The 19,709-nt window shown below is 64.5% G+C and carries 21 protein-coding genes; 15 read left to right on the forward strand and 6 right to left on the reverse strand.

Translation table 11 applies throughout. The features are described 5' to 3' along the window. Positions 1–32: 32 nt before the first annotated feature. Positions 33–653 (reverse strand): DedA family protein, encoded by a 621-nt coding sequence (locus AO501_RS16285; RefSeq protein WP_055578686.1) that lies wholly within the window; start codon positions 651–653, stop codon positions 33–35. 52 nt (positions 654–705) lie between these two features. Further along, positions 706–2,736, reverse strand: coding sequence for a prolyl oligopeptidase family serine peptidase (locus AO501_RS16290; RefSeq protein ID WP_156452608.1), 2,031 nt, complete (start codon positions 2,734–2,736; stop codon positions 706–708). Between the two features lie 56 nt (positions 2,737–2,792). On the opposite strand from AO501_RS16290, the gene AO501_RS16295 reads away from it, so the two are divergent. The 7 genes from AO501_RS16295 to AO501_RS16325 all read left to right on the forward strand — a co-directional run bounded on the left by AO501_RS16295 (position 2,793) and on the right by AO501_RS16325 (position 8,166). After that, the gene (locus AO501_RS16295; RefSeq protein ID WP_055578688.1) at positions 2,793–4,316 is read left to right on the forward strand and encodes an aldehyde dehydrogenase family protein; all 1,524 of its coding nucleotides are present in this window, start codon (positions 2,793–2,795) and stop codon (positions 4,314–4,316) included. Continuing rightward, on the forward strand, positions 4,316–4,789 hold the full coding sequence (locus tag AO501_RS16300) for a DUF779 domain-containing protein (RefSeq protein ID WP_055578689.1): 474 nt from the start codon (positions 4,316–4,318) through the stop codon (positions 4,787–4,789). The genes AO501_RS16295 and AO501_RS16300 overlap by 1 nt, the downstream gene beginning before the upstream one ends. A gap of 19 nt (positions 4,790–4,808) precedes the next feature. After that, complete coding sequence (locus AO501_RS16305; RefSeq protein ID WP_197419869.1) at positions 4,809–5,087, forward strand: putative holin; 279 nt, start codon at positions 4,809–4,811, stop codon at positions 5,085–5,087. Further along, positions 5,080–5,721, forward strand: a complete 642-nt coding sequence (locus tag AO501_RS16310) for a hypothetical protein (RefSeq protein ID WP_055578690.1) — start codon at positions 5,080–5,082, stop codon at positions 5,719–5,721. The genes AO501_RS16305 and AO501_RS16310 overlap by 8 nt, the downstream gene beginning before the upstream one ends. Positions 5,722–5,798: 77 nt before the next feature. Then, the gene (lpdA, locus tag AO501_RS16315; RefSeq protein WP_055578691.1) at positions 5,799–7,196 is read left to right on the forward strand and encodes a dihydrolipoyl dehydrogenase; all 1,398 of its coding nucleotides are present in this window, start codon (positions 5,799–5,801) and stop codon (positions 7,194–7,196) included. Positions 7,197–7,374: 178 nt separating this feature from the next. Then, complete coding sequence (locus AO501_RS16320; protein ID WP_055578692.1) at positions 7,375–7,818, forward strand: hypothetical protein; 444 nt, start codon at positions 7,375–7,377, stop codon at positions 7,816–7,818. Positions 7,819–7,872: 54 nt separating this feature from the next. Then, positions 7,873–8,166: a hypothetical protein gene (locus AO501_RS16325; protein ID WP_055578886.1), complete on the forward strand. Its 294-nt coding sequence runs from the start codon at positions 7,873–7,875 to the stop codon at positions 8,164–8,166. Between the two features lie 2 nt (positions 8,167–8,168). On the opposite strand, the gene AO501_RS16330 is transcribed toward AO501_RS16325, so the two are convergent. Together AO501_RS16330 and ramB are read right to left on the reverse strand one after the other, a co-directional pair. Beyond that, positions 8,169–8,735 (reverse strand): carboxymuconolactone decarboxylase family protein, encoded by a 567-nt coding sequence (locus AO501_RS16330; RefSeq protein WP_055578693.1) that lies wholly within the window; start codon positions 8,733–8,735, stop codon positions 8,169–8,171. After that, entirely contained in the window at positions 8,732–10,150 is a 1,419-nt protein-coding gene (gene ramB / locus AO501_RS16335; protein ID WP_055578694.1) for an acetate metabolism transcriptional regulator RamB, read from the reverse strand. Before ramB ends, AO501_RS16330 begins: the two co-directional genes overlap by 4 nt. A 153-nt stretch (positions 10,151–10,303) precedes the next feature. Here ramB and AO501_RS16340 point away from each other — a divergent pair, with 153 nt between their 5' ends. The 4 genes from AO501_RS16340 to AO501_RS16355 all read left to right on the forward strand — a co-directional run bounded on the left by AO501_RS16340 (position 10,304) and on the right by AO501_RS16355 (position 14,690). Continuing rightward, entirely contained in the window at positions 10,304–11,098 is a 795-nt protein-coding gene (locus AO501_RS16340) for an acyl-[acyl-carrier-protein] thioesterase (RefSeq protein ID WP_055578695.1), read from the forward strand. A 306-nt stretch (positions 11,099–11,404) separates the two neighbouring features. Beyond that, complete coding sequence (gene aceA, locus AO501_RS16345; RefSeq protein ID WP_055578696.1) at positions 11,405–12,691, forward strand: isocitrate lyase; 1,287 nt, start codon at positions 11,405–11,407, stop codon at positions 12,689–12,691. Positions 12,692–12,867: 176 nt separating this feature from the next. Further along, on the forward strand, positions 12,868–13,731 hold the full coding sequence (locus AO501_RS16350) for a 3-hydroxybutyryl-CoA dehydrogenase (RefSeq protein ID WP_055578697.1): 864 nt from the start codon (positions 12,868–12,870) through the stop codon (positions 13,729–13,731). 98 nt (positions 13,732–13,829) lie between these two features. Beyond that, complete coding sequence (locus AO501_RS16355; protein ID WP_055578698.1) at positions 13,830–14,690, forward strand: cyclopropane mycolic acid synthase family methyltransferase; 861 nt, start codon at positions 13,830–13,832, stop codon at positions 14,688–14,690. A 64-nt stretch (positions 14,691–14,754) separates the two neighbouring features. On the opposite strand, the gene pcaA is transcribed toward AO501_RS16355, so the two are convergent. Both pcaA and AO501_RS16365 read right to left on the reverse strand, forming a co-directional pair. After that, entirely contained in the window at positions 14,755–15,618 is an 864-nt protein-coding gene (gene pcaA / locus AO501_RS16360; RefSeq protein WP_055578699.1) for a cyclopropane mycolic acid synthase PcaA, read from the reverse strand. A gap of 159 nt (positions 15,619–15,777) precedes the next feature. Further along, positions 15,778–16,494, reverse strand: a complete 717-nt coding sequence (locus tag AO501_RS16365) for a TetR/AcrR family transcriptional regulator (protein ID WP_055578700.1) — start codon at positions 16,492–16,494, stop codon at positions 15,778–15,780. Between the two features lie 139 nt (positions 16,495–16,633). Between AO501_RS16365 and AO501_RS16370 the strand changes: the two genes are divergently transcribed. The 4 genes from AO501_RS16370 to AO501_RS16385 all read left to right on the forward strand — a co-directional run bounded on the left by AO501_RS16370 (position 16,634) and on the right by AO501_RS16385 (position 19,708). Further along, positions 16,634–17,995, forward strand: coding sequence for a DUF445 domain-containing protein (locus tag AO501_RS16370; RefSeq protein WP_082658690.1), 1,362 nt, complete (start codon positions 16,634–16,636; stop codon positions 17,993–17,995). An 87-nt stretch (positions 17,996–18,082) separates the two neighbouring features. Beyond that, positions 18,083–18,499 (forward strand): helix-turn-helix domain-containing protein, encoded by a 417-nt coding sequence (locus tag AO501_RS16375; RefSeq protein ID WP_055578701.1) that lies wholly within the window; start codon positions 18,083–18,085, stop codon positions 18,497–18,499. 145 nt (positions 18,500–18,644) lie between these two features. Continuing rightward, the gene (hbhA, locus tag AO501_RS16380; RefSeq protein ID WP_055578702.1) at positions 18,645–19,283 is read left to right on the forward strand and encodes a heparin-binding hemagglutinin HbhA; all 639 of its coding nucleotides are present in this window, start codon (positions 18,645–18,647) and stop codon (positions 19,281–19,283) included. A 134-nt stretch (positions 19,284–19,417) separates the two neighbouring features. Next, positions 19,418–19,708 (forward strand): DUF2516 family protein, encoded by a 291-nt coding sequence (locus AO501_RS16385; protein WP_055578703.1) that lies wholly within the window; start codon positions 19,418–19,420, stop codon positions 19,706–19,708. Position 19,709: the final 1 nt, after the last annotated feature.

Genomic DNA, 19,709 nt, shown 5'->3' on the forward strand with positions numbered 1-19,709 from the left:
GAACAGAAGCGAAGCCGCGCCGAATTATGGTGTCAAGCCTGCTGGCGACGTCTCATTGCCAGCCCCGCCAGCACGGCGAAGGCGACGGCTGCGCACGTGGCCAGCAGGTATATGCCGTATTTCTGGAATGCGGCGTAGAGCGCCGCGATGTGATTTCCGGCCAGATACCCCGAGAAAACCCAGACCGACACCCACACCGTAGAACCCAGCGCGTTGTAGGCGAGGTAACGGCGCCAATCCATCCGAGCCAGCCCTGCTGCGATGCCGCTGGCCTGCCGCAGTCCGTCGATGAAGCGCCCGATGGAGACCACGAGGTGGCCGCGCCTGGCGAAGAAGCGTTCGGTTTTCGCCAGCCGCTCCCGGTTGAGGAACACATACGGACCGAACCGCAGGACCAGACCGCGTCCGCCGTAGCGGCCGATGGCGTAGCCGGCGTTGTCGCCGCCCACCGCCGCTAACAGCCCGACGAGCAGCACTGGGAGCAGCGTCAAGTGTCCGCTGGCCGCGTAGATTCCGCCCGCGATCAAGATCAGCTGACCGGGCAGGGGTATTCCCACCCCTTCCAGTCCCACCAGGGCCACGATCGCCGCGTACCCGTACCGGTCGAGGGTGGGGGCAAGCGTGTCAAAGATTCCCGGCAGTTGCGCGGACATGGGTTCCAGGGTGCCCGATGCTGCTCGCAGCTAGACGTTGTAACCGTCACAGCTACGTGTCGGTTGTCAGCGTCCGCCACAGGAACGAGTAGCTCAGCGCGGCCTTGAACGCGAGCTGTTCATTGTCGGCGGCGCCACCGTGGCCGCCCTCGATGTTCTCGTAGTACCAGACCCGGTGGCCGGTGGCCTCCAGCGCCGCGGTCATCTTGCGGGCATGGCCGGGATGCACCCGGTCGTCACGGGTGGACGTGGTCATCAGAATCGGGGGATATTGCCGGTCCGCTGAAATGTTCTGGTACGGCGAATATTCCGAGATGAACGCCCAGTCGTCCGGGTTGTCCGGGTCGCCGTATTCGGCCACCCAGGAGGCGCCGGCCAGCAGCAGGTGGTAGCGCTTCATGTCGAGCAACGGCACGCTGCAGACCAGCGCGCCGAATTTCTCCGGGTACTTGGTCAACATGATTCCCATCAGCAGGCCGCCGTTGCTGCCGCCCTGGGCGCCTAGCTGGCCGACCGTGGTGATGCCCCGCCGCACGAGGTCGTCGGCGACGGCCACGAAGTCTTCGGCCACCTTATGGCGGCCTTCGCGCATCGCCTGGGTGTGCCAGCCCGGCCCGTATTCCCCGCCGCCGCGGATGTTGGCCAGCACGTAGGTGCCGCCGCGCGCGAGCCAAAGCCGCCCCAGCACCCCGCTGTAACCCGGCGTGTTGGACGTCTCGAACCCGCCGTAGCCGTAGAGCAGGGTGGGCGCCGGTCCTGCGGCGCCGGTGGGCCGCACCACGAAGTACGGGACCGAGGTGCCGTCCTGGGAAGTGACGAAATGCTGCTCCACAGAGATGTTTTCAGCGTCGAAGAAGGACGGCGCGGCCTTGATCGGCTCCAGGTCACCGGAGCCGGTGCCCCGTAACAGTCGCGAGGGCGCGGTGAATCCACTGGAGTCCAGGAAGAACTCGTCGCCGGTGTCGTCGGCGGCGGCGACCACGGTGTTGGTCGACTCGGGCAGGCCGGGCAGCGGCTCGCGTTGCCACGTTCCCGGCGTGACGATCTCCACCCGGCTGGCGACGTCGGCCAGCGAGACGATCAGCAACCGGTCCCTGGTCCAGGCGTAGTGGTAGAGGCAGGTATGTTCGTCGGGTTCGAAGACCACCGTGAGATCCCGTGCGCCAGAGAGGAATTCGTCATAGTTGGCCGCCAGCAGCGAGCCGGCGCGGTAGGTCGTGTCATTGACGGTCCAGTCGGAGCGCAGATCGATCAGCAGCCATTCGCGATGCACCGACATGCTGCTGGCATCGGTGGGCACGTCGATGGAAATCAACTCTGTTCCGCGTAACTCGTAGCGCTGCCGGTTCCAGAAGTCCAGGGAGCGGCCGAGGAAGGTGCGTTCGAAGCCCGGCGTGCGGTCCTTGGAGCCGCCGGCGCTGACGTCGGTGGGCTCACCTTCGAAGATCGTCTCGGCCTCGGTCAGCGGTGTGCCACGTCGCCACCGCTTGAGGATTCGCGGATAACCGGATTCGGTCATCGAGTCCGGGCCGAAGTCGGTGCCCACCAGGACGGTGTCGGGATCGTCCCAGCTGATCTGCGACTTGGCTTCCGGCAGCTCGAACCCGTCGGCGACGAATTCGCGTGTCAGCATGTCGAATTCACGCACTACGACGGCGTCCGAGCCGCCCGGTGAGAGGTTGATCAGGGCGCGGGTGAGCTCGGGTTCGATCACGTCGGCGCCGGCCCACACCCAGTTCTTGCCGTCCGCGCGGCCCAGCGCGTCGACGTCGATGAGCACATCCCACTCGGGCGAGTCGGTGCGGTAGCTCTCCAGCGTGGTGCGCCGCCACAACCCGCGGGGGTTGGTGGCGTCGCGCCAGAAGTCGTACAGGTATTCGCCGCGCCGGCGGACGTAAGGGATCCGGGCGTCGGTGTCGAGCACCTCCAGCGCCTCGGCGCGCATCGTCTCGAACTGTGCGTCGCAGAACTCCGTCTTGGTCGGCTCGTTGCGGGCGCGCACCCAATCGAGCGCCTCCTCGCCGGTGACGTCTTCGAGCCAGAGGTAGGGGTCGTCGGCAGTCTCAGATGACATGGAAGCCATTGTCGTCCCAGCGGTAGTGTGAGCTGTATTACATGAACTAGCGAGGAGCCGAGCAGATGCCTGTCTTTGCACGTCCAGGGACTTCCGGGGCGCTGATGTCCTATGAGTCGCGGTACGGGAACTTCATCGGCGGGGAGTGGGTCGCGCCCGCTGCGGGCCGATACTTCGAGAACCCGTCGCCGGTCACCGGCCAGTCGTTCTGCGAAATCCCGCGATCCGACGAAACCGACATCGAAAAGGCACTCGATGCCGCACACGGCGCGGCCCCGGCCTGGGGCAAGACATCCCCGGCCGAGCGGGCCGCGATTCTGAACAAGATCGCCGACCGAATCGAGGAGAACACCGCCGCGCTGTCGGTGGCCGAGGTGTGGGACAACGGCAAGCCGATCCGCGAGGCGCTGGCCGCCGACATCCCGCTGGCCGCCGACCATTTCCGGTACTTCGCGGCCGCGATCCGGGCCCAGGAGGGCGCGCTGTCCCAGATCGACGACGACACCGTCGCCTACCACTTCCACGAACCGCTCGGCGTTGTCGGACAGATCATCCCGTGGAACTTCCCGATCCTGATGGGCGCCTGGAAGCTGGCGCCGGCGCTGGCGGCCGGCAATGCCATCGTGCTCAAGCCCGCCGAGCAGACCCCGGCTTCGATCCTGTTCCTGATGTCGCTGATCGGTGACCTGCTGCCACCCGGAGTGCTCAACGTCGTCAACGGCTTCGGCGCCGAGGCCGGAAAGCCGCTGGCCTCGAGCAACCGGATTGCGAAGGTCGCCTTCACCGGTGAGACCACCACCGGGCGCCTGATCATGCAGTACGCCTCGCAGAATCTGATCCCGGTCACCCTCGAACTCGGCGGCAAGAGCCCCAACATCTTCTTCTCCGACGTGATGGCCGCCGGGGACGACTTCCAGGACAAGGCGCTGGAAGGCTTCACGATGTTCGCGCTGAACCAGGGCGAAGTCTGCACCTGCCCCTCGCGCAGCCTGATCCAGTCCGACATTCACGACGAGTTCCTGGAGCTGGCCGCGATCCGGACCAAGGCCGTCCGGCAGGGCGACCCGCTGGATTCCGAGACCATGCTGGGATCGCAGGCATCCAACGACCAACTGGAAAAAATCCTGTCCTACATCGAGATTGGCAAAGGGGAGGGCGCCAAGATCATCACCGGCGGCGAACGCGCCGAACTGGGCGGCGACCTGTCCGGCGGTTTCTACATGCAGCCGACGATCTTCAGCGGCAACAACAAGATGCGGGTCTTCCAGGAGGAGATCTTCGGCCCAGTGGTGACGGTGACATCGTTCGACAGCTACGACGACGCGATCGGTATCGCCAACGACACCCTCTACGGGCTGGGGGCGGGGGTGTGGAGCCGCAACGGCAACACCGCCTACCGCGCCGGACGGGACATCAAGGCCGGACGGGTGTGGGTCAACTGCTACCACGTGTACCCGCCGCACTCGGCCTTCGGCGGTTACAAGCAGTCCGGCTTCGGACGCGAGGGCCACCTGATGGCGCTCGAGCACTACCAGCAGACCAAGAATCTGCTGGTGTCCTACTCCGAAAAGGCACAGGGCTTCTTCTGATGATCCCGGGGGCGCTCATCACCGCCTCCGCCGCCGAACTGCTGGAGCGATTGCAGGACCGGCACGGGCCGGTGATGTTTCACCAGTCGGGCGGTTGCTGCGACGGGTCGTCGCCGATGTGTTACCCGCGCGGCGACTTCCTGGTGGGGGACCGCGACGTCCTGCTGGGTGTGCTCGATGTCGGTCCCGAAGGCGTGCCGGTGTGGATTTCCGGCCCTCAGTACGAGACCTGGAAGCACACCCAGCTGATCATCGACGTGGTGCCCGGCCGCGGTGGCGGCTTCAGCCTGGAAGCGCCGGAGGGAATGCGATTTCTCAGCCGCGGCCGGGTCTTCACCGAGACCGAAAGTGAACTGCTGCAAGCCCAACCCATGATCACCGGCGCCGCGTACGAGCGTGGCGAAAGGCCGTCGATACGAGGCCATCTTGTGACCGACAACGCGCCGGGGACCTGCCCGGCACCGCCTCGGTAATTCAGTAAGGTGCTCTACCGTGATCCCCCTCCCGCGTGCCTGGCTGCTGGCCAGCGGCATGCTCGTGGGTAGCGCGGTCGGACAGCTGCTGGCGGTGGCGTCCAGCCTCCTGATACATGCCCGGATCCGTCCGGACATCGCCATCGCGCTGGTGGTAGGGATACCCGCCGTCGTCGGACTGTCGGTGATCCTGTTCTCCGGGCGCCGGTGGGTGACCATGCTCGGCGCGGCGATTCTAGCGTTGGGGCCCGGCTGGCTGGGCATGCTCGTTGCCTTGCAGGTGGTCTCTCATGGCTGACAGGAAGACCGAGCAGGACCGCGAGTCACACCCGGGCACCGAACCCTTCGTGCCCGATTTCGACTCCGGCGAGGTGCCCGTCGCCCCGAAGTACGACGCCGGCGAACCGTCAGTGCCGTTCGTCCCGGATTTCGACACCGACTCCCAGCCATTCCTGCCACTGGCGGGGCTGGATGAAGAGCCGGTCAAGAAGGCCGAGCCTGCCCCGGTCGAGGAGGAGCCGGCGCCGGTCGTGGTGGCCCCGCCGCCCAGTGCCGGGGCGGATGCGGGGTCTGAGGCGCCAGGTCCGATCGCGGTGCCCGGCCGTTACCTCTACCTGAAGTGGTGGAAGTTCGTCCTGGTGTTGTTCGGGGTGTGGTTCTTCGCCGCGGTGTTCGGGCTCAGCTTGTTCTACTGGTGGTACCACACCATCGACAAGACGCCGCCGGTGTTCGCGACGTTCGTGTACATCGTGGCCTGCGTCGCGGCCGGCTTGATTTTGGCGATGGTGGAATCCAAACCGCTGGTCGCGGCGTTGGCTATCGCCGTGATGTCGGCGCCGTTCGCCTCGGTCGTCGCCGCGGCGCCCCTGTACGGCTCCTACTACTGCGAGCGCGTGGCGACACCGTGTGTGATGGGCGTAGTGCCCGAATAACCGGACGCTGGGCCAGACGGTGGTGACCCACTGCGCCCCGCTTCGCGGCGCTTGCGATCACCACTAGGGTGAGTTCCGTGACCCACTATGACGTCGTCGTTCTCGGAGCAGGTCCCGGCGGATACGTAGCGGCCATTCGTGCCGCACAGCTCGGGTTGAACACCGCAATCATCGAGCCGAAATATTGGGGCGGCGTCTGCCTCAACGTCGGCTGCATTCCGTCGAAGGCGTTGCTGCGCAACGCCGAACTCGCTCACATCTTCACCAAGGAAGCCAAGGTTTTCGGCATCAGCGGTGAGGCCACCTTCGACTTCGGCGTCGCGTTCGACCGCAGCCGGAAAGTGGCCGAGGGACGGGTGGCCGGCGTGCACTACCTGATGAAGAAGAACAAGATCACCGAGATCCACGGGTACGGCCGGTTCACCGACGCCAACACGATCTCCGTAGAGCTCAACGACGACGGTGGGACCGAGGAGGTCACGTTCGACAACGCCATCATCGCCACCGGCAGCAGCACCCGGCTGGTCCCCGGCACGTCGCTGTCGGAGAACGTGGTGACCTACGAGAAGCTGATCCTGACCCGGGAGCTGCCTAAGTCGATCGTCATCGCGGGCGCCGGCGCCATCGGTATGGAGTTCGGTTACGTGATGAAGAACTACGGCGTCGACGTCACCATCGTCGAGTTCCTGCCCCGGGCCCTGCCCAACGAAGACGCCGATTCGTCCAAGGAGATCGAGAAGGCGTTCAAGAAGCTGGGCGTCAAGATCCTCACCGGCACCAAGGTCGAGTCCATCACGGACGATGGATCGGAGGTGACGGTCAGCGTCAGCAAGGACGGTAAGTCCGAGGAGCTCAAGGCGGAAAAGGTGTTGCAGGCCATCGGCTTTGCGCCCAACGTCGAGGGCTACGGGCTGGACAAGGCCGGCGTGGCACTCACCGACCGCAAGGCGATCGGCATCACCGACTACATGCAGACTTCGGTGCCGCACATCTACGCCATCGGCGATGTCACCGGCAAGCTCATGCTCGCGCACGTCGCCGAGGCCATGGGCGTGGTAGCGGCCGAAACCATCGCCGGGGCAGAGACTTTGGCGTTGGGTGACTACCGCATGTTGCCGCGCGCCACCTTCTGTCAGCCGAATGTGGCCAGCTTCGGTCTCACCGAAGAGCAGGCTCGCGACGAAGGCTATGACGTCGTCGTAGCCAAGTTCCCCTTCACTGCGAACGCCAAGGCGCACGGTGTCGGTGACCCGAGCGGTTTCGTCAAGCTGATCGCCGACGCCAAGTACGGCGAGCTCATCGGTGGGCACCTGGTGGGTCACGATGTGTCGGAGTTGCTGCCCGAGCTCACGCTGGCGCAGAAGTGGGATCTGACCGCTAATGAGTTGGCCCGCAACGTACATACGCACCCGACCATGTCCGAGGCGCTGCAGGAGTGCTTCCACGGCCTGATCGGGCACATGATCAACTTCTAGAACCGCGCGGGTTTCTATGAATACACCCTGCGCCCGCGCCGCTTCATTGACGAAAAATTTTTCGTAATCTAGTTTTCGTATCAGGTGGGGCGGCGCGGACGCGGCGGCGAGGTGACTCGCTGGACGTGACCGCCTCAACCGCTCCGCTGGTTTTTCACTAACCAGAGAGCGGAAACACATGAAAATCAACGCTTTTCCCGCGGCAATGGCTCTCCTGTTCGGCTTGGGGCTGAGCGCGGCGCCACCAAACGCCGTGGCCGAAGTCCCGTCGATGAACGGCGTCTACCACTACGCCGATGAAGATGGCGACGTCGGTACCTGGACCATCACGACCACCTGCAACCCGCGCTGCGTCGCCACTGTGAGCACATCGCCGGGGCACGGATTCCAAGCCCACCTCGAGAACGGTCGTTTCGTGACCACCCGGGTCGTTCCCGACGGTCTGGAATGCCCGCACGTTTTCACGAATGAAATGTGGCTCGGCGGCGGAACCCATGAGGTGGTCGCAACCCAGTCGTGGGACCCCGTGACACTGACCGGCGAAGTGCACTTCTCGCACACCGCGCCGCCTTGCGCGCTGGATGATCAGCACGACCGGTTCACTCTCACCCGAATCGGCTGATACCAGCGCTCAGCAACCACCGGCGGCCGTTGGAGATACGATCGCCAGGTGTTCATGTCCCGCAACGAGGAGCCGAGCCACGCTGCCGTCGTGATCGGCGCGATCGGCGGGCTGCTCGCCGGCTACGTCTTCTGGCTCGCTGCCATCACCGTCGGCGACGACCTCACCACGGTGAGCAAGTGGAGCCTGGCGGTACTGCTGGTGTCGGGTGCACTCGCGGTCGGTGCGGTGGTCTGCGGCCTGCTGATGCGCTGGCGCCGCCGATATGGGTGGTCGGCGTTTGCCTTCGGCATTCCGGTGCTGCCGGTGGCGTTGACGCTGGCCGTGCTGGCCAACTTGTATTTCTGACGCTACCGGGGGTTGTCCAGTGGAATCCCCAGCGCGGTGATCGTCGCGGCCAGCGCGTCGTATTGCGTTGCGAGCATGCAGAATTCGATCAACCGAGCGCGGTTGAGATGGCCGGCCAGCTGTTGCCAGGTCTGTTCGGTGATCGTGCGGTCCTTGATCAATTCGTCGGTGGCGTTCAACAGAGCCTGCTGACGGGCGCTGAGCACCTTGCGCGGGCCGTCTCCCGGCGGAGCCTCGGGCCAGGCGAAAATCGTCGCCTGTGTCTGGGCGTCCAGCCCGGCTTTGCGCGCCATTCCGCGATGGTGCTGGAGTTCGTATTCGCAGGACCGCAGGTGGGCGACCCGCAGGATGATCAATTCGGTGTCGATGGTCGGTAACCGACCCCGCAGCAGGCGACCGGAATAGATCGCCCACGTCCAGAACAGCCCCTGGCGGGAACCCAGCGTGGTGAACAGATGCATTTCGGGTGCGCGCACCTTGCGGGCGGCCAGCTTCGCGACCACCCAGTTGACCGGGCCCAGTTGGCGGAACCGCCCGGGTGCGATGCGGGCGATGTGATCGCCGGTCATGCTTGCTTCACCAGGTACGGGGAGACGGTGCTGCGGTGCTCGTCGATGTCGAGTGATCGGCCCAACGCCGGAAACGCCCGCTGCGGGCAGTTGTCGCGTTCGCAGACCCGGCAGCCCGCTCCGATTGGCGTCGCAATATTCCCCGACAAGTCGAGTCCTTCCGAATAGACGAGTCGGTGCGCGTGGCGAAGTTCGCAGCCGAGCCCGATCGCGAAGGTTTTTCCGGGCTGACCATACCGGGCCGCGCGCCGTTCGACGGTACGGGCCACCCACATGTAGTTGCGCCCGTCGGGCATCTGAGCGATCTGCACCAGGATCTTGCCGGGGTTGGCGAAGGTCTCGTAGACGTTCCACAGTGGGCAGGTGCCGCCGGTGGAGGAGAAATGAAACCCGGTGGCGGACTGACGTTTTGACATGTTTCCGGCCCGGTCGACGCGGACGAACGACAGCGGCACGCCGCGCATCGAGGGCCGCTGCAGCGTGGAGAGACGGTGCGCGATGGTCTCGTAGCTGACCTGATAGAAAGCCGACAGCCGTTCGACGTCGTAGCGGAAGTTCTCGGCGACGTCGTGGAACTGGCGGTAGGGCAGCACCGCTGCGGCGGCGAAGTAGTTCGCCAGCCCGAGCCGGGCCAGGGTCCGTGACTCCGCACTGGTGAACTTGCCGTCGGTGACCAGAGCGTCGATCAGCTCGCCGTACTCGAGGTAGGCCAATTCGGCGGCCATCTTGAACACCTGCTGCCCGGAGCCGAGGTGGTTACTCATCTCCAGCGTCTTGGTCTGCGGGTCGTAGCGGTGCAGCACCGAGTCGCCGAGATCGATGCGCCTGGTGATGTGCACCCCGTGCACCTCGGTGAGCCGGCGGGTCAACTCACGGGCCAGGTCTCCGTGGTGCATCCGCATTTTGACGGTGAGTTCTTCGGCCGCCGTGTCCAGCTCGTGCAGATAGTTCTGGCGTTCGTAGAAGTAGTCGCGGACCTCCTCGTGGGGCATGGTGATCGCCCCGCTGCCACTGCTGCCGTCGAAGTACCGTTCTTCGGTGGCGGCGGCCAGTTGGGCGGTGGTGATCCGGTAGCGGCGGTGCAGGTTGACCACCGCTCGCGCCAGACCCGGGTGGGTGTTGACCATCTCGGCGATCTCCGTCGGGTCGACGTCGATGTCCAGGTCGCGGTCCATCGTCACTTCGCGCAGTTCGGCGACCAACCGGGTGTCGTCCTGGGAGGCGAAGAAGGTGGCGTCCACTCCGAACACCTCGGTGATCCGCAACAGGACCGCGACCGTCAGCGGCCGGACGTCGTGCTCGATCTGGTTGAGATAGCTGGGGGAGATGTCCAGCATCTGCGCCAACGCGGCCTGGCTGAATCCGCGTTCGCTGCGAAGCTGGCGGACGCGCGCGCCGACGAACGTTTTAGACACTCTGACCAGCGTAGTCCGGATTGCGAAGATCCGCTTTGCAGACTTGGCAGGGGCGGTGGGATTGGTATTTGCGAGGCGTCGTTGGCATGATTCGCATCGACGTTCCCAGGGATAACCTGGTTTTCGCACGAGGAGGAAACGGGGAGCAGCGCCGTGAGCCTGGACAAAACTTTGATGCCGGTGCCCGACGGTAGCCCCGATGTTTTCGACCGCGAGTGGCCGCTTCGTGTCGGCGACATCGACCGGACCGGACGGCTGCGGTTGGACGCGGCGTGCCGGCACATCCAGGACATCGGCCAGGACCAACTGCGCGAAATGGGCTTCGAAGAAACGCATCCGCTGTGGATCGTGCGCCGAACCATGGTCGACCTCATTCGCCCTATCGAGTTCCAGGACCTGCTGCGGTGCCGTCGTTGGTGCTCGGGTACCTCGAACCGGTGGTGTGAGATGAGGGTCCGTATCGACGGACGCAAGGGCGGGCTGATCGAGTCCGAGGCGTTCTGGATTCACGTCAACAAAGAGACCGAGATGCCGGCGCGCATCGCCGACGACTTCCTCGCGGGTCTGCACAAGACGACCACCGTCGAGCGGTTGCGGTGGAAGGGTTACCTGAAGCCGGGCGGCCGCGACGACGCGACCGAAGTACACGAGTTTCCCGTCCGCGTCACGGACATCGACCTGTTCGACCACATGAACAACTCGGTGTATTGGAGCGTCGTCGAGGACTACCTGGCGGCCCACCCCGAGCTGATGCAGCTTCCGTTGCGGGTGACCATCGAGCACGAGGCTCCGGTGGCGCTGGGCGACAAGCTGGAGATCATCTCGCACGTTCACCCGGCCGGTTCCACCGAACAGTTCGGCCCCGGGCTGGCCGACCGGAGTGTTACAACGCTCACATATGCGGTCGGTGACGAGACGAAAGCCGTCGCCGCGCTGTTCACTCTCTAACCGGACAAGCGTCCCGGTAAATTGCCGATGACCTGCAGGTTTCGGTTACTCGTCAGTAGCTTCTGAACCGTTTCAGTAGTTCGCCAGCTTCGCAAGCTTCGCAAAATGACCACAGGTCATAGCCGAAATTCGCAAGTGAAATGGGTGGACCTGCGGGAATGCACTGTGTCATGGTCGAGTTAGCACATCAGTGAAGTCAAGGTGAAGTTAAACCTCTAGCTTCCATCCGCACGGCGGTGGCTCGATCCATCACAAGACTCATCGCCAGCAAATTTCAGTCAATGAATGACCGTAAGGAGCAGCCCCATGTCCGAAGTCGGCACCCCGAAGAGCGCTGAGCAGATTCAGCACGACTGGGACCACAACCCCCGCTGGAACGGCGTCAAGCGCACCTACACGCCGCAGGACGTCGTGGCGCTGCAAGGTCACGTCGTCGAGGAGCACACGCTGGCCCGCCGGGGCGCCGAGGTGCTCTGGGAGCAGTTGCACGAGATGGACTTCGTCAACGCGCTGGGCGCGCTGACCGGCAACATGGCCGTCCAGCAGGTCCGCGCCGGCCTCAAGGCGATCTACCTGTCGGGTTGGCAGGTCGCCGGTGACGCCAACCTCTCCGGTCACACCTACCCCGACCAGAGCCTGTACCCCGCCAACTCGGTTCCGCAGGTCGTGCGTCGGATCAACAACGCGCTGCTGCGCGCAGACGAGATCGCCAAGGTCGAGGGCGACCGCTCGGTCGACAACTGGCTGGCTCCGATCGTCGCTGACGGCGAGGCCGGCTTCGGTGGCGCGCTCAACGTCTACGAGCTACAGAAGGCGATGATCGCCGCCGGCGTCGCCGGGTCGCACTGGGAAGACCAGCTGGCGTCGGAGAAGAAGTGTGGCCACCTCGGTGGCAAGGTGCTGATCCCGACCCAGCAGCACATCCGCACCCTGACCTCGGCCCGCCTGGCCGCTGACGTCGCCGGTGTCCCGACGGTCGTCATCGCGCGCACCGACGCCGAGGCCGCCACGCTGATCACCTCCGACGTCGACGAGCGGGACCGCCCGTTCATCACCGGCGAGCGCACCAACGAGGGCTTCTACCGCATCAAGAACGGTCTCGAGCCCTGCATCGCCCGCGCCAAGGCCTACGCGCCGTTCGCCGACCTGATCTGGATGGAGACCGGGACGCCGGACCTGGAGCTCGCCAAGAAGTTCGCCGAGGGCGTCAAGAGCGAGTTCCCGGACCAGCTGCTGGCCTACAACTGCTCGCCGTCGTTCAACTGGAAGAAGCACCTCGACGACGACACCATCGCCAAGTTCCAGAAGGAGCTCGGTGCGATGGGCTTCAAGTTCCAGTTCATCACCCTGGCCGGCTTCCACGCCCTCAACTACTCGATGTTCGATCTGGCCCACGGGTACGCCCGCAAGCAGATGAGCGCGTACGTCGAGCTGCAGGAGCGCGAGTTCGCTGCCGAGGAGCGCGGCTACACCGCCACCAAGCACCAGCGTGAGGTGGGCGCCGGCTACTTCGACCGGATCGCCACCACCGTCGACCCGACCTCGTCGACGACCGCGTTGGCCGGCTCCACCGAAGAGGGTCAGTTTCACTGAGCCGAGCAGCATCGGTGAACAGATTGCGCCGAGCGTGAACTGACGGCGGGTTTTCAGCCGAATCCTCGCCCTGACATCACGCTCGACGGTCCGCAGAGATGAAGTAGCGTAGGCCCCGCCCAGCCAACCTGGGCGGGGCCTATTGCGGTGCAACCACAGACTCGGGAGAGACAACAGTGAGCGACACAGCAATCCAGCGAGTAGGCGTGATCGGGGCCGGGCAGATGGGTTCCGGTATTGCCGAGGTGTCGGTACGGGCCGGCGTCGCCGTGACGGTGTTCGAGACGACGGACGCGCTGATCACCGCCGGCCGCAACCGGATCACGAAGTCGCTGGAGCGCGGCGTCAGTGCCGGCAAGGTCACCGAGCGGGAGCGCGACCGCGCGTTGAGCCTGCTGACGTTCACCACCGATCTCGGCGACCTGGCCGACCGCCAGCTGGTCATCGAGGCCATTGTCGAGGACGAGTCGGTGAAGGCCCAGGTTTTTGCCGAGTTGGACCGGGTCGTCACCGATCCGCAGGCGGTGCTGGCCTCGAACACGTCCAGCATCCCGATCATGAAGATCGCCGCCGCCACGAAAAACCCGCAGCGCGTGCTCGGTTTGCACTTCTTCAACCCGGTGCCGGTGCTGCCGCTGGTCGAATTGGTCAGCACGCTGGTCACCGACCCGGCCGCCGCCGCCCGCACCGAAGAGTTCGCCAGTGCAGTGCTGGGCAAACAGGTGGTGCGATGCTCGGACCGGTCCGGTTTCGTCGTGAACGCCCTATTGGTGCCCTACCTGCTGTCGGCGATCCGGATGGTCGAAGCTGGGTTCGCCACCGTCGAAGATGTCGACAAGGCCGTGGTGGCCGGGTTGTCGCACCCGATGGGGCCGCTGAAGCTGTCCGACCTGGTCGGTCTGGACACTTTGAAGCTGATCGCCGACAAGATGTACGACGAATTCAAGGAGCCGCTGTACGGTCCGCCGCCGCTACTGCAGCGGATGGTCGAGGCCGGGTTGCTGGGCAAAAAGTCGGGCAGGGGCTTTTACACATACTGACTACGGCCGTGCGTTGAATTCATTGTGCGAAGTCAGTACGCCAGTTTGCGAATGAGGTACCATTCCGTCTGTTAACTGACGAGAGGTATCCGCTGAGCATGGGTGAATTGAAGCCGTTCTACGAGGAATCGCAATCCATTTACGACGTTTCGGACGAGTTTTTCGCGCTATTTCTAGACCCCACCATGGCGTACACCTGCGCTTACTTCGAGCGTGCGGATATGACGCTTGAAGAGGCGTCCAATGCCAAGTTCGACCTGGCGCTGGGAAAGCTGAACCTCGAACCTGGGATGACGGTGCTCGACATCGGCTGTGGCTGGGGCGGTGCGCTGCAACGTGCGGTCGAAAAATACGACGTCAACGTCATCGGTATTACGTTGAGCCGCAATCAATTTGAATACAGCAAGAAAAGGCTCGCAGCAATTCCCACGCGCCGTACCATCGAGGTTCGCCTGCAGGGCTGGGAGGAGTTCGACGAGCCGGTCGACCGGATCGTGACGATCGGTGCCTTCGAGGCCTTCAAGGCGGAGCGTTACCCGACGTTCTTCGAGCGTGCTCACAATATTCTCCCTGCCGACGGCCGGATGTTGTTGCACACGATTCTGGCGTACACCCAGAAACAGCAGCATGAGCGCGGTGTGAAGGTGACGATGACCGATCTTCGATTTATGCGTTTCATCGGTCAGGAAATTTTTCCGGGTGGGCACTTGCCGGCGCAGGAAGATATTCTCAGGTTGGCCGAGGTCGCGGGCTTTTCAGCGGAAAGAGTGCACCTGTTGCGCGAGCATTATGAGCGGACGCTGCACATCTGGGCCGAGAATTTGGCGGCCAAGAAGGACGAAGCAATCGAGTTGCAGTCCGAAGAGATTTACGACAAATACATGCGTTATCTGACGGGTTGCGAAGACTTCTTTCGCAAGGGCATCTGCAACGTGGGACAGTTCACGCTGGTCAAATGATGCCGGACGCCTCCGGACGCCTCCGGACGCCGCGAGGTGCGACGCCGCGGACTCGGCGCCCAGCCTATTTCGCCAGGGTGAACTGGCAGATGTCGGTATAGCCCTCGTGGAACAACTTGGCGCACCCGGTTAAGTACTTCATGTACCGGTCATAGACCTTCTCCGACTGGATCGCGATGGCCAGATCCTTCTTGGCCTCCAGCGCCGCCGCCCAGATTTCCAGCGTCCGCGCATAGTGCAGCTGCAGGGACTGGATCCGCTTCATCGAGAACCCGGCCGCTTCGGACTGCTCCTCGACCACCGGAACCGTCGGCAGGTACCCGCCCGGGAAGATCTCGGCCAGGATGAACTGGCTGAAGTGCACGATCTCGTGAGTCAGGGGGAGGCCCTTGGCCCTGGCCTCCTTGAAGGTTGGCCGGACGATCGTGTGCAGCAGCATGATGCCGTCGCTCGGCAGCACCTCGTGGGCCATCTTGAAGAAGCGCGGGTAGCGCTGACGGCCGAAGTGCTCGAAGGCGCCAATGGAGACGATGCGATCGACGGGCTCGTGAAACTTCTCCCAGCCCTCCAGCAGCACCCGCTTGGTGCGGGGCGTGTCCAGTTCGTCGAACTTCGTCTGAACGTGCGCGGCCTGGTTCTCCGACAACGTCAGGCCCACCACGTTGACGTCGTACTTCTCGATGGCGCGGCGCATCGTGGCGCCCCAGCCGCAGCCGATGTCCAGCAACGTCATTCCCGGCTCCAGGTTGAGCTTGCCCAGGGCCAGGTCGATCTTGGCGAGCTGCGCCTCTTCCAGCGTCATGTCCTCGCGCTCGAAGTACGCGCAGCTGTACGTCTGGGTAGGGTCGAGGAACAGGCGGAAGAATTCATCGGACAGGTCGTAGTGCGCCTGCACGTTGCCGAAATGGGGCGTGAGCTGCACTGCCATTGCGATGTCAGCCTTTCTGTTTGTCGGGGTGCTCCCGGACAAAATCCGTCGGTCGTACCTGCAGCGCCCCCGATGCATTCCCTGAATGCTAACCGCTGCGCAGGGGTGCAGTTGCACTCCTTGCGTCACACCCGCAGCGGAGACGGCCGGGTCAGGCGTTTACTGCTCCTGTTTGAGCTGCTCCCAGGAAGGCACGGTCGGGGACGGGTGTGGCTGGGCGCGGAACTTCTCCAGCGACCCCCCTGCCTCCACAATTCCGCACAGCGCGCTCCAACTCAGCATCGTCAGATAGTCGATCAACTCGTCGCTGCTCATCCGTGGATCGGACATCCAGGAGTGTGTGGCCAACTGCACACCGCCAACGATCAGGTAGGCCCACGGCTCGACCCCGCCGAGATCCATCCCGATCTCGCGCATGCGCCGGCGCAGCATCACGGCGATCATGCGCGCGATGATCCGCTCCGAATCGGCGATCACCTTGCTCTTGCTGCCGGAGCTGTTCGCCATCACGAAGCCGTACGGCTCCGGCTCAGCGGCCATGGTTTCGACGTAGACGCGGATCACTTCGCGGGTCAGCTCGTAGCCGTCCAAATTGGACGACAGTGCTGCGGCCATGTTGGGAATGAGGGTGGTCTGCGCAAATCGCATCATCACCGCGGTGGTGAGGTCGTTCTTATCGACGAAGTAGCGATAGAGCACCGTCTTGGAGACCCCGATCTCCGCGGCGATCTCGTCCATGCTCAGAAAACGGCTCTGGCGGCGAATAGCCTCGATGGTGCCGTCGACCAACTCGTTGCGGCGGTCCACCTTGTGCTGGTGCCAGCGCCGCTTACGGCCATCGGTCTTAGCGGTCCGAGCCGGGATGTGTTGTGCCAATGTCGCCGATTCCCATTCACTACCTGGACGCATCGATACTACGGCTTGCGGGCGTCCGGATGCCCGAGCGGCAGGACTGCGTGAGGCTTCCGAACAGTGTGGGTAACACTAACCGGTGGTTTCGATAGCGGATGATGGTCTGGTGGCACACAGAGCCTTGCCGACAGTGGCACCCCCGGCAGCGCCCCCGGATCCGAGCGGGGGGCGCGGGAACCGGACATCCTTCGCGGAGTCCTTCGCCGGCGCCGACTCGGAGGCGGATGCCGAGCGGCGCGCTGCGCTGCGGCGGATGAAGGCGGTGGCGCTGAGTTTCCTGATCGGCGCCACCGTGGTGTTCCTGCTGTGCCGGTGGGCCAACGCCCACGGCACCGCGCCGGTCTGGGTCGGCTACGTCGGCGCCGCGGCCGAGGCGGGCATGGTGGGCGCCCTGGCGGACTGGTTCGCGGTCACTGCGCTGTTCAAGCATCCGCTGGGGATTCCGATCCCGCATACGGCCATCATCAAGCGCAAGAAAGACCAGCTCGGCGAGGGCCTGGGCACGTTCGTGCGGGAGAACTTCCTGTCGCCGGAGGTGGTGGAAACCAAGCTGCGCGACGCCCAGGTACCCAGTCGGGTGGGGAAGTGGCTTTCGGAACCAACGCATGCACAGCGGGTCGCCAGTGAGGTGGCGACGGTGCTGCGCGTGCTGGTCGAGCTGCTGCGGGACGAGGACGTCCAGCAGGTCATCGACCGGATGATCGTGCGGCGCATCGCCGAACCGCAGTGGGGCCCGCCGGTGGGCCGGGTCCTGCAAACCCTGCTGGTCGAGAATCGCCAGGAAGCACTGATCCAGTTGCTGGCCGACCGGGCGTTCCAGTGGTCGCTGAATGCTGGGGTGGTGATTCAGAGGGTCGTCGAGCGTGACTCGCCGACCTGGTCGCCCCGCTTCGTCGACCATCTGGTGGGCGACCGCATCCACCGCGAGTTGATGGACTTCACCGACAAGGTGCGCCGTAACCCCGATCATGAACTGCGTCGATCGGCCACGCGTTTCCTCTTCGAATTCGCCGACGACCTGCAGAACGACGCCGACACGATCGCGCGCGCCGACGCCGTCAAGGAGCAGTTGATGGCCCGGGACGAGGTGGCCAAGGCCGCCGAGACGGCGTGGACAACGCTCAAGCGCCTGGTGCTCGAGGGGGTGGACGACCCGTCCAGCACATTGCGTACCCGGATCGCCGACACGGTGATCCGGATCGGGGCGTCACTGCGTGACGATGCGGGGCTGCGCGACAAGGTCGACGGATGGATGGTGCGGGCCGCTCAGCACCTGGTTTCCCAATATGGGGTAGAGATCACAGCGATCATCACCGAGACGATCGAGCGTTGGGATGCCCAGGAGGCCAGCCGCCGAATCGAGCTACATGTAGGCCGTGACCTGCAGTTTATCCGGATCAACGGAACTGTGGTGGGTGCGCTCGCCGGCCTCGCCATCTACGCCATCGCGCAGCTACTCTTCTGAAAAGTGCTAACAGACTGCTTGCAATAGCAAGCACTGCTCCGTACCCTGAGGGGCGTAAGCAAACAAAATCTGACACAGGAGCACCCGATGACGCCGGAGGAGAAGCTGGGCACCAAGGTGTCCACAAAAGCCTCTGACGTGGCCTCGGACATCGGCAGCTTCATCAGGTCGCAGCGCGAGACGGCGCAGGTCTCGATGCGGCAGCTTGCCGAACGGTCGGGTGTCAGCAACCCTTATTTGAGCCAGGTCGAGCGTGGACTGCGTAAGCCCTCCGCCGACGTCCTGGCCCAGATCGCGAAGGCGCTACGGGTTTCCGCGGAGGTGCTTTACGTGCGGGCCGGCATCCTCGAGCCCAGCGAGGCCAGTCAGGTGCGTGACGCCATCGTCACCGACACGGCCATCACCGAGCGTCAGAAGCAGGTTCTGCTGGACATCTACGCGTCCTTCACCCAGCAGAACGAGGCGAATCGCGAGGAGTGTCCGAGCGAATCCGACGACGACTGACCCGACCACCAGGAGGTTTCCGGCAAGTCGCGCACCAGTGTCAATCCGCGGGTCTTGACATTTCCTGCCCAGAGGAGCCGAACTTGCGCCAATTTTCAACCATTTAGCACTAACCCCGATATCGAAATCAAAGAAAGGAAACATCATGGCTGAGAACACGAACATTGAGGACCTGAAAGCGCCGCTGCTCGCCGCGCTCGGTGCTGCCGACCTGGCTCTGGCGACCGTGAACGACCTGATCGCCACCCTGCGTGACCGCGCCGAGGAGACCCGCTCCACGCTGCGTGAGCGTGCCGAGGAGACCCGCACCGACACCCGCAGCCGCGTGGAGGAGAGCCGCGCTCGCCTGACCAAGCTGCAGGAAGAGCTGCCCGAGCAGCTCACCGAGTTGCGCGAGCGGTTCACCGCTGACGAGCTGCGTAAGGCCGCGGAGGGCTACGTCGAGGCTGCCACCAGCCGGTACAACGAGCTGGTCGAGCGCGGCGAGGCCGCCCTCGAGCGGCTGCGCAGCCAGTCGGCCTTCGAGGACGCGTCGGCGCGTGCCGAGGGTTACGTCGACCAGGCCGTGGAGCTGACTCAGGAGGCCCTGGGCACCGTGGCGACGCAGACCCGCGCCGTGGGTGAGCGCGCCGCCAAGCTGGTCGGCATCGAGCTGCCGAAGAAGGCCGAGGCTCCGGCCAAGAAGGCTGCTCCGGCCAAGAAGGCTGCGCCGGCCAAGAAGGCCGCTCCGGCCAAGAAGGCTCCGGCCAAGAAGGCTCCGGCCAAGAAGGTCACCCAGAAGTAATCCGGGTTCACCGGACCACTCGACTCCAAGTCGCCGCACGTCGGCGACTTGGACCAGAGAAGCACCACTCGACTCCAAGTCGCCGCACGTCGGCGACTTGGAGTCGACGTTTTTGCGGCGGCCCGCATAGTCTTATGAGCGTGCAAGCCGTAGGAACCGTCATGTTCGTTCTGTGGGTCGCCGTCGCCCTGGCGACGGTGTACGCGTTTGTACACGCGGCGCTGCAGCGCTCCGACGCTTACACCGCCGCCGACAAGCAGACCAAGCCGTTGTGGCTGGTGATTCTCGGTGGTGCGATGGCGCTGATCACCATCCTGTACGGCATCTTCGGTGTGATGGCGATTGCCGCAGCCGCGGTCGCGACGGGCGTCTATCTCGTCGACGTCCGGCCCAAGCTTCTCGAAGTGCAGGGTAAGTCGCGCTAGC

Source organism: Mycobacterium gordonae, assembly GCF_001417955.2.
In the GTDB taxonomy this organism is placed as follows: domain Bacteria; phylum Actinomycetota; class Actinomycetes; order Mycobacteriales; family Mycobacteriaceae; genus Mycobacterium; species Mycobacterium gordonae_B.